We start from the raw sequence: 15,427 nt of genomic DNA on the forward strand, positions 1-15,427 counted from the left end.
CTCTCCGTACCCCGGACCGCCTGCCAGAAATGGCCAATATGGTCTCGGGTATCTCTCATTGCGGCATAGCGTCGACTCAGACCGGATACCCCGTGTCGTGGCGGTACGTCGTCTTTTTCACCTACGTCACGCAACGGCGCGCGACAGGAGCCAGAGGACATGCAGACCAAGCTGGACGAAGCCAAGGCCGAGCAGCTCGCACGGGCCGCCGAGGTAGCTGACAACAGCCCGGGCGGTGGTGTCGGTGGCCCGGGGCATACCCCCCGGGTGCACGTTGCCGGGACGGAAGCCGGGACCGGGCAGGGGGACCGTCCGGGCGAGGGCACCTTGCTCGCTTATCTCCAGCGCTACTACCTGCACACCGCTCCGGAGGACCTCAGCGGCCGGGATCCCGTCGATGTCTTCGGTGCTGCCTCTTCCCACTACCGGCTCGCGGAGAACCGGCCCCAGGGCACGGCGAACGTCCGGGTGCACACCCCGACCGTCGAGGAGAACGGCTGGACGTCCAGCCACTCCGTGGTCGAGGTCGTCACGGACGACATGCCGTTCCTGGTCGACTCCGTCACCAATGAGCTGTCCCGGCAGGGTCGTGGCATCCATGTCGTGATCCACCCGCAGATCATCGTCCGCCGCGATGTCACCGGAAAGCTCATCGAGGTCCTCACCGACAACGGCGCGGGGCCGAGCCCGAAGGGCCGTAAGAACGCCAAGGGTGCCAAGGAGGACAAGGCCGAGCTGCCGCACGACGCGCTCGTCGAGTCCTGGATCCACGTCGAGATCGACCGTGAGACCGACCGTGCCGACCTGAAGCAGATCACCGCCGACCTGCTGCGTGTCCTGTCCGACGTACGGGAGACCGTCGAGGACTGGGACAAGATGCGCGACGCCGCTCTGCGCATCGCCGACGACCTTCCCGGTGAGCCGCTCGACGACCTCGCCGACGAGGAGGTCGACGAGGCCCGCGAGCTGCTGCGCTGGCTCGCCGCCGACCACTTCACCTTCCTCGGGTACCGCGAGTACGAGCTCAAGGACAGCGACGCGCTCACCGCGGTCCCCGGCACCGGCCTCGGCATCCTGCGCTCCGACCCGCAGCACACCGGCGACGAGGCGCACCCCGTCTCCCCGTCCTTCGACCGGCTGCCCGCCGACGCCCGCGCCAAGGCCCGCGAGCACAAGCTGCTCATCCTGACGAAGGCCAACAGCCGGGCGACCGTGCACCGCCCCAGCTACCTCGACTACGTCGGTGTGAAGAAGTTCGACGCCGACGGCAACGTCATCGGTGAGCGCCGCTTCCTCGGCCTGTTCTCCTCCGCCGCCTACACCGAGTCCGTGCGCCGGGTGCCCGTCGTCCGCCGCAAGGTCGCCGAGGTGCTGGAGGGCGCCGGCTTCTCGTACAACAGCCACGACGGCCGCGACCTGCTCCAGATCCTGGAGACGTACCCGCGCGACGAGCTGTTCCAGACGCCGCCCGACCAGCTGCGCTCCATCGTCACCTCCGTGCTCTACCTCCAGGAGCGCCGCCGGCTGCGGCTGTACCTGCGCCAGGACGAGTACGGGCGCTACTACTCCGCGATCGTCTACCTGCCGCGCGACCGGTACACCACCGGTGTGCGCCTGCGGCTCATCGACATCCTCAAGGAGGAGCTCGGCGGCACCAGCGTCGACTTCACCGCCTGGAACACCGAGTCGATCCTCTCCCGGCTGCACTTCGTCATCCGGGTCCCGCCGGGCACGGAGCTCCCGCACCTCACCGACGCCGACACCGACCGCATCGAGGCCCGCCTCGTCGAGGCCGCACGCTCCTGGGCCGACGGCTTCCAGGAGGCGCTGAACGCCGAGTGCGGCGAGGAGCGGGCCGCCGAGCTGCTGCGCCGCTACGGGCACTCCTTCCCCGAGGGCTACAAGGCCGACCACTCGCCGCGCGCCGCCGTCGCCGACCTGGTCCACCTCGAAGCGCTCCAGCGGCGCGAGAAGGACTTCGCGCTCAGCCTGTACGAGCCCGTCGGCGCCGTCGCCCGCGAGCGCCGCTTCAAGATCTACCGGACCGGCGAGCAGGTCTCCCTCTCGGCCGTCCTGCCGGTGCTCCAGCGGCTCGGCGTCGAGGTCGTCGACGAGCGTCCCTACGAGCTGCGCTGCGCGGACCGTACGAGCGCCTGGGTCTACGACTTCGGGCTGCGCATGCCGCAGGCCGACGGCGGTGGCGACTACCTCGCCGACGACGCCCGCAACCGCTTCCAGGAAGCCTTCTCGGCCACCTGGACGGGTGAGGCCGAGAACGACGGCTTCAACTCCCTCGTGCTGCGCGCCGGTCTCAACTGGCGCCAGGCCATGGTGCTGCGCGCCTACGCGAAGTACCTGCGCCAGGCGGGTTCGACCTTCAGCCAGGACTACATGGAGGACACCCTCCGTAACAACGTCCACACCACCCGGCTGCTGGTCTCGCTCTTCGAGGCCCGGATGTCGCCCGACCGGCAGCGGGCCGGCACGGAGCTGACCGACGGGCTCCTGGAGGAGCTCGACGGGGCACTCGACCAGGTCGCCTCGCTCGACGAGGACCGCATCCTGCGGTCCTTCCTCACGGTCATCAAGGCCACGCTGCGCACCAACTTCTTCCAGAAGGCGGAGGACGGCAAGCCGCACAGCTACGTGTCGATGAAGTTCGACCCGCAGGCCATCCCGGACCTCCCTGCGCCCCGCCCGGCCTTCGAGATCTGGGTGTACTCGCCGCGAGTCGAGGGTGTCCACCTGCGCTTCGGCAAGGTCGCCCGCGGTGGCCTGCGCTGGTCGGACCGGCGGGAGGACTTCCGTACGGAGATCCTCGGACTGGTCAAGGCACAGATGGTGAAGAACACCGTCATCGTGCCCGTCGGAGCCAAGGGCGGCTTCGTCGCCAAACAGCTCCCGGACCCGGCCGTCGACCGTGACGCCTGGCTGGCCGAGGGCATCGCCTCGTACAAGACGTTCATCTCCGCGCTGCTCGACATCACCGACAACATGGTGGCCGGCGAGGTCGTGCCGCCCGCGGACGTCGTCCGCCACGACGAGGACGACACCTACCTCGTCGTCGCCGCCGACAAGGGCACCGCGAGCTTCTCCGACATCGCCAACGAGATCGCCGTCGCCTACGGCTTCTGGCTCGGCGACGCCTTCGCGTCCGGCGGCTCCGTCGGTTACGACCACAAGGGCATGGGCATCACCGCACGCGGCGCCTGGGAGTCCGTCAAGCGGCACTTCCGCGAGCTCGGCCACGACACCCAGACCGAGGACTTCACCGTCGTCGGCGTCGGCGACATGTCCGGGGACGTGTTCGGCAACGGCATGCTGCTCTCCGAGCACATCCGGCTGGTCGCGGCCTTCGACCACCGGCACATCTTCATCGACCCGAAGCCGGACGCCGCCACCTCGTACGCCGAGCGGCGCCGTCTCTTCGACCTGCCGCGCAGTTCCTGGGCCGACTACAACAAGGACCTGCTCTCCACGGGCGGTGGCATCCACCCCCGCAGCGCCAAGTCGATCCCGATCAACGCGCACATCCGTGAGGCGCTCGGCATCGAGTCGGGGGTCACCAAGATGACGCCCGCCGACCTGATGCGGAACATCCTCAAGGCCTCCGTCGACCTCGTGTGGAACGGCGGCATCGGTACGTACATCAAGTCGTCCCACGAGTCGAACGCGGACGTCGGCGACAAGGCCAACGACGCGATCCGGGTGAACGGCGAGGACCTGCGGGCCAAGGTCGTCGGTGAGGGCGGCAACCTCGGTGCGACCCAGCTCGGCCGCATCGAGTTCGCCCGCAACGGCGGCCGGATCAACACCGACGCGATCGACAACAGCGCCGGTGTGGACACCTCCGACCACGAGGTGAACATCAAGATCCTGCTCAACGCGCTGGTCCTCGACGGAGACATGACCGTCAAGCAGCGCAACAAGCTGCTCGCCGAGATGACCGACGAGGTCGGCGGTCTTGTGCTGCGCAACAACTACGCGCAGAACACCGCGCTCGCCAACGCCTGCGCGCAGGCGCCGTCCCTGCTCCACGCCCACCAGCGCTTCATGCGCCGGCTGGGCCGCGACGGGGCCCTGGACCGGGCGCTGGAGTTCCTGCCCAACGACCGGCAGATCCGCGAACTGCTGAACTCCGGCAAGGGGCTCAGCCAGCCCGAGCTGGCCGTGCTGCTCGCGTACACCAAGATCACGGCCGCCGACGAGCTGATCTCGACCAGCCTGCCGGACGACCCGCATCTGCAGAAGCTGGTGCACGCGTACTTCCCCCAGCAGCTGCGTGAGCGTTTCCCGGAGGCCGTCGACGGGCACGCGCTGCGCCGCGAGATCATCACGACCGTGCTGGTCAACGACACGGTGAACACCGGTGGTTCGACCTTCCTGCACCGGCTGCGGGAGGAGACCGGGGCATCGATCGAGGAGATCGTGCGCGCGCAGGCCGCGGCCCGCGAGATCTTCGGCCTGGCCCAGGTGTGGGACGCCGTCGAGGCGCTCGACAACCAGGTCGACGCGGATGTCCTCACCCGCATCCGGCTGCACTCGCGCCGCCTCGTCGAGCGCGGCTCGCGCTGGCTGCTCGGGAACCGGCCGCAGCCCGTCCAGATCGCCGAGACGATCGAGTTCTTCCGGGACGGGGTCGAGCAGGTCTGGAGCGAGATGCCCAAGATGCTCATGGGCGCGGACCAGGAGTGGTACCAGTCGATCCTGGAGGAGCTCACCTCGGTGGGCGTCCCGGACGAGCTGGCGGCCCGCGTCGCCGGATTCTCCTCCGCCTTCCCGGCGCTGGACATCGTGGCGATCGCGGAACGCACCGGCAAGGACCCGCTGTCCGTCGCCTCGGTCTACTACGACCTCGCCGACCGGCTGCGGATCACCCAGCTGATGGACCGGATCATCGAGCTGCCGCGGGCGGACCGCTGGCAGTCCATGGCCCGTGCGTCCATCCGCGAGGACCTGTACGCGGCGCATGCCGCGCTCACGGCGGACGTGCTGTCCGTGGGCAACGGGTCGTCGACGCCGGAGGAGCGGTTCAAGGCGTGGGAGGAGAAGAACGCGGCGATCCTGGCGCGGTCCCGCTCCACGCTGGATGAGATCCAGAGCTCGGACGCGTTCGATCTGGCCAACCTGTCGGTGGCCATGCGGACGATGCGGACGCTGCTGCGGACGCACGCGTAGTGCTGGGACAGGGGCGGGGTGCCTGCGGGCGCCCCGCCCCTGTCCTCAAGCGCCGGACGCGCTGGAATCGGTGGTCAGCGCTTCTTCGGGGCCGCCTTGGTGAACTGCTCGTAGGCGGCCACGACCTCCTCGGCCGGGCCGTCCATGCGCAGCGTGCCCGACTCCAGCCAGAGTGCCCGGTCGCAGGTCTCGGTGATCGACTTGTTGCTGTGGCTGACCAGGAAGACCGTGCCCGCCTCCTGGCGCAGCTCCTTGATGCGGTCCTTGCTGCGACGCTGGAACCTCGCGTCCCCGGTGGACAGTGCCTCGTCGATCAGCAGTACGTCGTGGTTCTTCGCCGCGGCGATGGAGAACCGCAGCCGGGCCCCCATGCCGGAGGAGTACGTCCGCATCGGCAGCGTGATGAAGTCGCCCTTCTCGTTGATTCCGGAGAAGTCGACGATGTCCTGGTAGCGCTCGCGGATCTGCCGACGGGTCATGCCCATCGCCAGTCCGCCCAGTACGACATTGCGCTCACCGGTCAGATCGCTCATCAGGGCCGCGTTCACCCCGAGCAGCGAGGGCTGGCCCTGGGTGTGGACCCGGCCCCGCGTCGGCGGCAGCAGGCCCGCGACGGCCTTGAGGAGCGTCGACTTTCCCGAGCCGTTGGAGCCGATCAGGCCGATGGCCTCTCCCTTGTACGCGGCGAAGCTCACGCCCTTCACGGCGTGCACCTCCCGCGCTCCCGGGCTCTTCCCGCGCGACACGAGCCGGCTCAGCGCCGAGGTTGCGCTGCCCCTGCCGGTACGGGCTCCATGCACGGTGTACGTGATGTGGACGTCGTCCACGACGACGGTGGGTACTCGCATATCAGGGGTCTCAGCCACGTCCGTACCGCTCCTCTGCCTTCCAGAAGTACACGAAGCCGCCGATCGCGCAGACGAGTGCCCAGCCCGTCGCGATGGCCCACACATGGTCGGGCAGCTGCTTGCCGGTGAAGCTGTCGATGAGTGCGAACCGCATCAGGTCGATGTAGACGGCGGCGGGATTGCAGTCCAGGGCCACCACGACGGCGTGCGGGATCCGGTCGCTCGACAGGTGGGTGTCCAGGCTCCACATCACGCCCGACGCGTACATCCACGTGCGCAGGACGAACGGCATGAGCTGGGCGATGTCCGGGGTCTGGGCGGCGAGCCGGGCCACGGCCATCGAGACACCCGTGTTGAACAGGGCCTGGAGGGTCAGGGCGGGGATGGCGAGCAGCCAGGACGGCTGGGGGAACTGGCCGAACGCGAGCAGGATGAGGAGCAGGACCACCAGCGAGTACATGAGCTGCTGGAGCTGCTGGAGGGCGAGCGCGATCGGCAGCGAGGCCCTGGGGAAGTGCAGGGCCCGTACGAGCCCGGTGTTGCCGCTGATGGCCCGGGTGCCCGCGGTGATCGTGCTGCTGGTGAAGGTCCAGATGAAGACTCCGGTGACCAGGAACGGCACGTAGTCGGCGACCCCGTTCTTGGTGTTCATCAGGACACCGAAGATGAAGTAGTAGACCGTCGCGTTCAGCAGCGGCGTCATGATCTGCCAGATCTGGCCGAGCTTCGCCTGGCTGTACTGGGCGCTCAGCTTGGCGCCGGCGAACGCGGTGATGAAGTGCCTGCGCCCCCACAGCTGCCCGATGTACGCGCCGAGCGAGGGCCGGGCCCCGCTGACGGTCAGCCCGTGCCTGGCGGCGAGCGCGGCCAGCTCGCCCGGAGCGTGGACCGGGTGGAGAGGAGGAGTGGGGGCGGCGGATTCCACGGGCGCCACAGGCGCTGCTGTCTGGCTCACCACGATCACTTTCGATGGGGGGCTGTGACGGGATGGCGACGGGACGGAACCGTATCGTCGCAACGCTGACAGTAGGACGCTTCCACGTCGCAACGCAACCGTTTCGTCGTTACGCACTATCATTTCGCCCATGGCCACCGACCCAGGAACCCGACGCCGTACCCCGGCGGGCGCAGCCGTGCTGCGCGAGGACGTGACCGATGCGATCCGCGCCGCCGTTTTCGAGGAACTGGCCACGGTGGGATTCGCCCGGATGTCGATCGAGGGCATCGCCCGGCGCGCGGGCGTCGGCAAGACGGCCGTCTACCGCCGCTGGAAGTCCAAGCTCTCGCTCGTCCTCGACCTGGTCTCGGCGGTCGCCTCCCAGGGCATGCCCGCGCCGGCCACCGGCTCGCTGTACGGGGACGTCCGCGCCGTACTCGAACTCGCCGCGTACGCCCTGCGGCACCCGGTCGCCTCGCAGGTCATCCCCGACCTCCTGGTCGAGGCTGCACGCAACCCGGAGATCTCCGACGCGATCAAGGCCGCCCTGCTCGACCAGCAGCAGGGCGTGGCCGCCGTCGTCGTGCGCGAGGCCGTGGCCCGGGGCGAGCTGCCCGCGGGCAGTGATCCGGACCGTGCCCTGGACCTGATCGTCGGCCCGCTGTACTGGCGTCTTGCCGTGGTCAGGGGGAGCCTGCCCAAGGGCTACCTGGACGACCTCGCGGCATCGGCGGTCGCGGCGCTGCGGCAGGGCTGAGAGTGGTGGGGCACGCTACGCCCCGTCCGCCAGCAGCCGGTCCGCGACCCGGCTCGCCGCACCCCCGTCGTCCAGGTCGCAGTAGTCCCTGCGGAAGCTCTCGTACGCGTCCGTGTGCCGCGCCGCCAGCACGTCCGTGGTGCGCAGCGCCTGCGCCACCTCGTCCGTGGTGACGAGCAGCGGGCCCGGCGCCCGGGTCTCGAAGTCCAGGCAGAAGCCGCGCACCGTGTCGCGGTAGTGCTCCAGGTCGTAGGTGTGGAACAGCATCGGGCGGCCGGTGTGCGCGTAGTCGAAGACCAGGCCCGCGTAGTCCGTGACCAGCACATCGGCGATCAGCAGCAGTTCGGACGTGTCCGGGTGCCCGGACACGTCGAGCACGCCCGGCCCGGCCGCCACGCTGCCCGTCACCCGGGGATGCCTGCGCACCAGCACCGTGTGACCGGCGCCGAGCGACCGCGCCAGGGCGGCCGTGTCGAGCGCCGGGTCCCAGCGGTACGGGCCCGGCAGATGGCCGGACGGGCCCGTCCGGTCGTGGGCCAGGTGGTCGCGGTACGTCGGCGCGTAGAGCACGACCCGGTGGCCGTCCGGGATGCCCGTCCGGCGTCTGACCCGCTCGGCCGTCTTCTCCCGGTCGGGCGAGAACAGCAGGTCGGCGGCGGGCGAGCCCGCCTCCAGCACCTCTCCCTTGTACGCCAGCGCACGGCGCAGATGTGGGGTGGCGAAGCGGCTCGGGGAGACCAGTACCGACCACTGGGCCGAGCGGTGCGGCAGGGAGGCGAGTGCGTGGTGGTCGGCGTACAGACTGCCGTCGAGGTCCGTGCCGAAGCGGCCGAGCGGGCTGCCGTGCCACGTCTGCACGACCGTCTGACCGGGGCGGCGCTCGAACCACTCGGGCAACTGGTCGTCGGTCACGATGCGGCGGGCCCGCGCCAGCGCCTCGTACCAGGCGGCGCTGTGCTCGACGACGGGGACCGCCGTGTCCGGGACATGGGCTGCTCGCCCCGCCCGTCCCGCGGTGACCCAGAGGTGCTCGACGTCGGTGCCGCGCCGCACCAGTTCGGCGTGGACGGCGCGCGGGGAGTCGCCGCCCGTGTAGAGGACGGCGTCGCGGAGCGGGAGGCCGCGCTGCTCCGGGTAGTGCGCGGTGCGCAGCCGTCGCCGACGGAACGCGCCCCGCCCGTCGGCCGCGAGTGCCGGGCCCGCGTGCAGGGTCAGCCGGTCGCCGTGACGCCGTTCGAGGGTCAACTCACCTTCATTGCCAGGCCGGTGGAGCGGGAGCCGGGCGGCGAGCGCCGCCGTGGCGCGTACCGGGAATCCGTCCAGGCGCAGGTCCCACTGGCCCTCCTGGAGCGTGGCGGCGACGAGTTCGGGGGGCACGGACGCGGTGAAGCGGCCGTCCTGCCGCGTCACCGTGACGGTCGCCGTCTCGCGCAGGGTCTCGTGGCGCAGGACGAGTTCGGCGCCCGCCCCCGTCCCCTCGACGCACAGCCCGCCGTCGGCCGCCCACCGCGCCCCGTCCACGACCGGCTGTCCGCTCACGTCCACCACCAGCTCGCCCGCCGGGCAGGCGGTGACCGGCGGCGGCAGATCGGGAGCGGCGGCGAGCGGGACCCGGCCGCCGCCGGGGAGCAGCAGCCGGGCCCGCCACCGCGCGCCGCCCTCCGGCTCGACCTCGCGGGGGGCCCGGTGCGGCGCGGGGGGTACGGCCGCGAGCTCCGCGAGGGGAATCCGTACGGCGAAACGCCCGTCGTCCCCGCACTCCACCGGACAGGTCCGGCCCTCCTCGGTGCCGTCGAGGGTGAGCAGCAGCGCCTCGGGCCGGGCATCGCCGTACAGCTGCCCGGTCAGCTCCAGCGTCCCCGTGCCGCCGTCGTGGGCCTGCGCGAGTGCGGGCAGTTGCGACACGGTCAGTTCGAGCCGCCCGTCCCGGTAGCCGAGCACCGCCCTGCGCCCGCCGCCCAGGTCGTGGACGAGCGGCTGGGCGGAGGCCGCGTCCACGGCCCGGACGGCGGCGCGCCGCACCACGCCGTGGCCCGACACGACCACGCCCACTAGCCAGCTGCCGGGCCGCAGCCTGCGCGGGTCAATCACCATCTCGAAGCCCGCGCGGTCATAACTGTGCAGTTCCTGGGAGGAGTTCACAGTCGCCTCGGGCGCTTGGACGGACCGTACGGGAACCGCCCGCACCTGCCTGCCGCGCGCCGACCGCAGCACGCCCCACTTCAGCGCGTGGCGGGCCGTGTCCGCAGGGAGGTTGCGGATGTACGCGTATCCACGCAGCGCGAGCCGCCCGTCCGCGCTCCACGAGGACTCCAGCAGCCGCGCCACCGCCGGAAGATCGGACCGGCCGAGCCGTGAGTCGGCGTGCGAGACGCCCGGGTGGACGGCCCTGCGCCGACCGGGCAGACCCTCGACGGCGAAGGTGCCTGCCCCGTTGGTCCGTTCGAAGGCGAGGACGGCCAGCAGGTCGTCGAGCCTGCGCTCACGCACCAGCCGCCACTTGACGCGCAGCTCCACCGGCAGCCCGTCGAGGGCCGAGCTGCCCGCACGGTCGAGGAAGGCAGCCGCGTCGGCCACGAACGCCGTGCGGTAGGCGGCGCTCCCGAGCGTCATCCCCTCCAGGAAGTACAGGAAGTCGTCGCGCAGGCACGACACGTCGTAGCGCCGCTGCTGCACCGCGTCCCGGCCTGCCAGGAACGCGCTGACCTGCTCACAAGCGGCGATCCTGTCCCGTACGCCCGTCACGTCCGTACGCCGCCGGGTGATCGATCCCTCCCGCACCCGCCAGTGGTAGACGTGCTCGTGCAGTACGTCGACCGAGCCGGCGAGATAGTGCGCCGGGATCATCACCGGGGTGTCCTCGTAGAGCTTCCCCTCGGGGAAGGCGAAGGCGTGGCGGTCCCAGAAGGAGCGCCGGAACACCTTGTTCCAGGCGACCCGGTCGGCGAGCAGACGGGCATCGCGGGTGATGTGGGTACGGGAGCGGCCGGCCGTCAGCCAGCGGTACTGCCACGCCTGCTGCCTTCCCCGCTCGGTCAGCCGCCAGACATTGCCGGTCACCAGATCGGAACCCGTGGACTCCAACGACGCCAGCATCCGTGCGTACGCGTCATGGACGACGACGTCGTCGCTGTCGGCGAACGCCAGGTACGGGACACCGGGAGTGGTGTGGCGCACCCCCGTGTTCCGGGCCGCGCTCAGCCCCGCGTTGGGCTGGTGGACACACCGGAAGCGGTCGTCCCGCGCGGCGAACTCCTCGGCGATCCGGCGGCTGTTGTCCGTGGAGCCGTCGTCGACGAGCACCACCTCGATCGCTTCGAGGGACTGCCCGGCCAGCGACAGCAGGCACTCCGAGAGCCATTCCTCGACGTTGTGGACGGGGACGACGACGCTGAGGAGAGGCTTCATCCCAAACTCCTTGCGTGGATACCCCGTGATTCAGTGCGGGGAGGAATCGCATTCCTGGCCCGGAGCCGCGAAGCGGCGGAGTCTTGGTGTGTCTCCGTTCTGGCCGCTCGGTCTTCACAAGTAGGACTGATAATTTGTGAGTTGTGAGGACCGAGTTGGTGAAGCGGGCGTTCAAGTACCGCTTCCACCCCACGAGCGAGCAGGCGGCGGAGCTGTCGCGGACTTTCGGGTGTGTGCGCAAGGTCTACAACCTGGCGTTGGAAGCCCGAACGGTGGCGTGGTTCCAGCGTCAGGAACGGGTGAACTACATTGCTACGTCGGCAATGCTCACGCAGTGGAAGAAGACCGAGGAGCTGGCCTTTCTCGCTGACGTGTCGTCGGTGCCTTTGCAGCAGACGCTGCGGCATCTGCAAGGGGCGTTCTCGAACTTCTTCGAGGGCCGGGCGAAGTACCCCCGGTTCAAGTCGAAGAAGGCGACCCGCCGCAGTGCGGAGTACACCAAGTCGGCGTTCACGTACAGAGATGGTGCTTTGACGCTCGCGAAGATGAGGAGTCCTCTCGCGATCGTGTGGTCCCGGCCTCTCCCTCAGGGTGCGGAGCCGTCCATGGTGACCGTGTCCCAGGACAGTGCAGGCCGATGGTTCGTGTCCATGCTGTGCGAGGACGCGTCCGTCGGGCCCATGCCGGTTCTGGACACCGCTGTGGGCATTGACGCGGGGATCACCACTCTTGTGACCCTGTCCACCGGCGAGAAGATCACCAATCCCCGGCATGAACGCCGCGACCGCGCGCGCCTGGCCAGAGCCCAGCGTGTCCTGGCCAAGAAGGAGGAGGGCTCCCGCAACAGGGACAAGGCCCGTCTCAAGGTTGCCAAGGTGCACGCGCGGATCGCCGACCGGCGCCGGGACTTCCTGCACCAGCTCACCACTCGGCTCGTTCGTGAGAACCAAACGATCGTGATCGAGGATCTGACCGTGCGCCACATGGTCAAGAACAAGAGTCTGGCCCGCGCCATCTCGGACGCGGCCTGGACCGACATGCGCTCCATGCTGGAGTACAAGTGCACGTGGTACGGGAGGAACCTGGTCGTCATCGACCGCTGGTTTCCCTCCACCAAGCTGTGCTCCACATGTGGCACCGTCCGGGACAAGCTGCCGCTGAACGTCCGCGAGTGGACGTGCGGCTGCGGCGCAACGCACGACCGCGACGTGAACGCGGCACGCAACATTCTGGCCGCCGGACTGGCGGTTACAGCCTGTGGAGCGGGTGTAAGACCTCAACGGGAGTCCTCCCGGACGGGGCAACCTGCTGCGAAGCAGGAAACCCTCACTGCGAAGTGAGGAATCCTCCTCGTTCATGAGGAGGACGATGTCAAGGTCATGCTCAACCGGGGTGGGCGCCCTCGAGTCACCGGCACTGACCCGAATGGGTGAAGGGAAAGGCCGGATCGCGTACCGGCCCGATTACGCTCGGCTGCCATGCTCCTCAGTGTTGTCATGGCCGTCCACCGCGGGCAGGGATATCTGCGCGCTGCCGTGGACTCCGTACTCGACCAGCCGGTAGGGGAGTTGGAGCTGATCCTGTGCGGAGGGTCCTCTGACGCCTTCGCCGCCGTCGCGGCGGAGTATGTGGAGCGCGACGCGCGGGTGAGGGTCCTCGCCGCCGACGGGCACCTCGCGGCGGGCGGAGCGCGGAACGCCGGGGCCGGGGAGGCGCGCGGTGACTACCTCCTCTTCCTCGATGGCGACGACCTGCTGCTTCCCGGCGTGCTGGACGGGGTCGCGGGTGTGCTGTCGGGTGCCCGTCCGGACGTGCTGTGCCTGGGCCACGACCGCGTCGACCGGTGGGGCGACGTCCGGCCGGGCGCCCCCGACGCCGTCCCCGCCGCGCGCAACCAGCTCTTCCGGCGCGATTTCTGGACCACGCACGGGCTCGGCTTCACCGACGGCCCGTACGCGGACGTCGTCCCCGTCCGGCGCGCGCACCTGCTGGCATCCGATGCCGGTTCCCTCGTCACCCTCGACGAACTCTGCGTCCGGCACCGGCTCCTGGGGCGGGAGGGCCGGCAGCGCGGCCATGACCTCCCCGGGCTCCTCGGTGCGTACGAACAGCTCCTCGCCGACACCGGCCGTGATCCGCGGGGCGAGGCCGCACGCAGCGCGCATCTCCGCGCGCTCCTTGAGATGCCCGGCGCCGTCCCCGACCGCGACCGCGCCGCGCTCTTCCGCGCCGCCGGGCTTCCGGGCCCGTACGCCGTCCATCGCGCGCGGGCCGCCGCCCGCACCGCCCGCGTACGCACCCGCGCCACCCTCCTCCGGCGCCGCAAGGCCCTGCGCACCCGCGTCATGCGCGCCGCCTACCGCGCCGACCTGCTGCGGCCACTGGATCCCGGCCTCGCCGTGTACGGGGCCTACTGGAACCGGGGGATCGCCTGCAACCCGGCCGCCATCCACGCCAAGGCCCGCGAACTCGCCCCGCACGTCCGAGGTGTCTGGGTGGTCTCCTCGCGCCATCGCGACCGGGTGCCGCCCGGAGTCCCGTACGTCATCGAGGGCTCCCGCGCCTACTGGCGGACCATGGCCACCGCCACGTACCTCGTCAACAACTCCAGCTTCCCCGGCGGCTTCACCAAGCGTCCCGGGCAGATCTACCTCCAGACCCACCACGGGACCCCGCTGAAGACCATGGGCCTCGACCAACGCGCCTACCCCGCCCTCGCCAACGGGATCAGCTTCGAGAAGATCGTCGCCCACACCGACCAGTGGGACTACAGCCTCTCCGCCAACCCCCACAGCACCGAGATCTGGGACCGCGTCTACCCGTCCTCGTACGAGCATCTGAACCTCGGCTATCCGCGCAACGACGTCTTCTTCACCGCCACCGCCGAGCGGACGGCGGCGATCCGCGCCGGACTCGGCATCGCGCCCGGGCAGAAGGCGCTGCTGTACGCGCCGACCCACCGTGATTACCGCAAGGGCTTCGTTCCCCACCTCGACCCGGAACTGCTGGCCCGCGAACTCGGCCCCGGCCATGTGGTCCTGGTGCGCGCCCACTACTTCTACGGGCGCACGGCGGGCCTCGCCGACGCGGGGCACGGCCGGGTCGTCGATGTCACCGGGCACCCGGCCGTCGAGGAACTCTGCCTGGCGGCGGACGCGTTGATCACGGACTACTCCTCGCTGATGTTCGACTACGCCTGCCTGGACCGCCCGATCATCAGCTACGCCCCCGACTGGGACGCCTACCGGGCCTCGCGCGGCACCTACTTCGACCTGCTCTCCGGCCGCCCGGGCGAGACCCCGGGGGCGGTCGCCACCACCCAGGACGAGTTGCTGGACCTGCTGCGCGGCGGTGCGTGGGACTCCGAGCGGACGACGCTGCTGCGCAAGGCGTTCCGGGACCGGTTCTGTCCGTACGACGACGGGCACGCGGCGGAGCGTGTGGTGCGACGGCTGTTCCTCGACGGCCCCTAGGAGACACCACCCGAATGGCGGACTCTCCCCGCCCGGTGCGACCCCTCCGCATCCCGCCGTCGTTGTGTTCAACAGCTCATGCACACGGCAATGTTGGGAGAACCTCATGCACCAGTCCGCCTATGAGCAGATGGAACTCTGCATCGAGGAGTATCTGCCCAAGAACCGCAGGCACCGTGTCGTCGACCTCGGGTCGCGGATCTCCGGCAAGCAGACACGTACGCACAGGGGCCTGCTGGCGGGCCACGACATCGACTACTTCGGGGTCGACGTGCAGGACGGGCCCAACGTCGACGCCGTGATGAAGCGGCCGTACCGTATCCCCGCCAAGTCCCGCAGCGCCGATGTCGTGCTCTCCGGGCAGGCGTTCGAGCACATTCCGTTCTTCTGGGCTTCGATGCTGGAGATCGCCCGGGTGCTGAAGCCCGGCGGGTACGCCTTCATCACCGCGCCCTCGCGCGGCCACGCACACGACGCCCAGGACTGCTGGCGCTACTACCCGGACGGCTTCCGCGCCCTGGCCGCCCACGCGCGGCTCGAACTCTGCGAGGCGTACACCGACTTCCCGCCCAGGAAGGGCATCTGGCACGACTACCGGGGCATCGAGAAGGGCGCCTACTGGGGCGACTCCGTCGGGGTCTTCCGCAGGCCGCAGCGCTATCCCCGGCTGACGATGTTCGCCGTACGGGAGCTGACCGTGTGGTGGGCCAACCGTGTCGGCGGGGTGGACGCGGTGCCGGTGCCGCGACCGCTGGACGGCCGGGAGCGGTGCGGGCGGCCCGAGGCCCCGGTGGACGTCCCCGCCTCGGCCGGGACGGCAGCTTGA

The 15,427-nt window shown here is 70.2% G+C and carries 8 protein-coding genes; 5 read left to right on the top strand and 3 right to left on the bottom strand.

The window, feature by feature from the left end; genetic code table 11:
* The first annotated feature begins 159 nt into the window (after nt 1-159).
* Complete coding sequence (locus ACWGO0_RS19570; RefSeq protein WP_453536119.1) at nt 160-5,178, top strand: NAD-glutamate dehydrogenase; 5,019 nt, start codon at nt 160-162, stop codon at nt 5,176-5,178.
* A gap of 74 nt (nt 5,179-5,252) precedes the next feature.
* Here the strand turns inward: ACWGO0_RS19570 and ACWGO0_RS19575 are convergent, their stop codons facing one another.
* Both ACWGO0_RS19575 and ACWGO0_RS19580 read right to left on the bottom strand, forming a co-directional pair.
* Nucleotides 5,253-6,026: an ABC transporter ATP-binding protein gene (locus ACWGO0_RS19575; RefSeq protein WP_453536296.1), complete on the bottom strand. Its 774-nt coding sequence runs from the start codon at nt 6,024-6,026 to the stop codon at nt 5,253-5,255.
* A 10-nt stretch (nt 6,027-6,036) separates the two neighbouring features.
* The gene (locus ACWGO0_RS19580; protein WP_453536122.1) at nt 6,037-6,984 is read right to left on the bottom strand and encodes an ABC transporter permease; all 948 of its coding nucleotides are present in this window, start codon (nt 6,982-6,984) and stop codon (nt 6,037-6,039) included.
* A 127-nt stretch (nt 6,985-7,111) separates the two neighbouring features.
* Between ACWGO0_RS19580 and ACWGO0_RS19585 the strand changes: the two genes are divergently transcribed.
* Nucleotides 7,112-7,720 (top strand): TetR/AcrR family transcriptional regulator, encoded by a 609-nt coding sequence (locus ACWGO0_RS19585; RefSeq protein WP_453536124.1) that lies wholly within the window; start codon nt 7,112-7,114, stop codon nt 7,718-7,720.
* A gap of 15 nt (nt 7,721-7,735) precedes the next feature.
* On the opposite strand, the gene ACWGO0_RS19590 is transcribed toward ACWGO0_RS19585, so the two are convergent.
* Nucleotides 7,736-11,128: a bifunctional glycosyltransferase/CDP-glycerol:glycerophosphate glycerophosphotransferase gene (locus ACWGO0_RS19590; RefSeq protein ID WP_453536127.1), complete on the bottom strand. Its 3,393-nt coding sequence runs from the start codon at nt 11,126-11,128 to the stop codon at nt 7,736-7,738.
* A gap of 143 nt (nt 11,129-11,271) precedes the next feature.
* Between ACWGO0_RS19590 and ACWGO0_RS19595 the strand changes: the two genes are divergently transcribed.
* From ACWGO0_RS19595 to ACWGO0_RS19605, 3 genes are all read left to right on the top strand, one after another.
* Nucleotides 11,272-12,468, top strand: a complete 1,197-nt coding sequence (locus ACWGO0_RS19595; RefSeq protein ID WP_453536130.1) for an RNA-guided endonuclease InsQ/TnpB family protein — start codon at nt 11,272-11,274, stop codon at nt 12,466-12,468.
* A 138-nt stretch (nt 12,469-12,606) separates the two neighbouring features.
* Entirely contained in the window at nt 12,607-14,601 is a 1,995-nt protein-coding gene (locus ACWGO0_RS19600) for a CDP-glycerol:glycerophosphate glycerophosphotransferase (protein ID WP_453536133.1), read from the top strand.
* 106 nt (nt 14,602-14,707) lie between these two features.
* Entirely contained in the window at nt 14,708-15,427 is a 720-nt protein-coding gene (locus ACWGO0_RS19605) for a methyltransferase domain-containing protein (protein ID WP_453536136.1), read from the top strand.

This window comes from Streptomyces sp. NPDC055749 (assembly GCF_053617235.1).

Coding starts and splice junctions, on each gene's coding strand:
- ACWGO0_RS19570 (WP_453536119.1), top strand. CDS start 160: ATGCAGACCAAGCTGGACGAAGCCAAGGCCGAGCAGCTCGCACGGGCC.
- ACWGO0_RS19600 (WP_453536133.1), top strand. CDS start 12,607: ATGCTCCTCAGTGTTGTCATGGCCGTCCACCGCGGGCAGGGATATCTG.
- ACWGO0_RS19590 (WP_453536127.1), bottom strand. CDS start 11,128: ATGAAGCCTCTCCTCAGCGTCGTCGTCCCCGTCCACAACGTCGAGGAA.
- ACWGO0_RS19585 (WP_453536124.1), top strand. CDS start 7,112: ATGGCCACCGACCCAGGAACCCGACGCCGTACCCCGGCGGGCGCAGCC.
- ACWGO0_RS19605 (WP_453536136.1), top strand. CDS start 14,708: ATGCACCAGTCCGCCTATGAGCAGATGGAACTCTGCATCGAGGAGTAT.
- ACWGO0_RS19575 (WP_453536296.1), bottom strand. CDS start 6,026: ATGCGAGTACCCACCGTCGTCGTGGACGACGTCCACATCACGTACACC.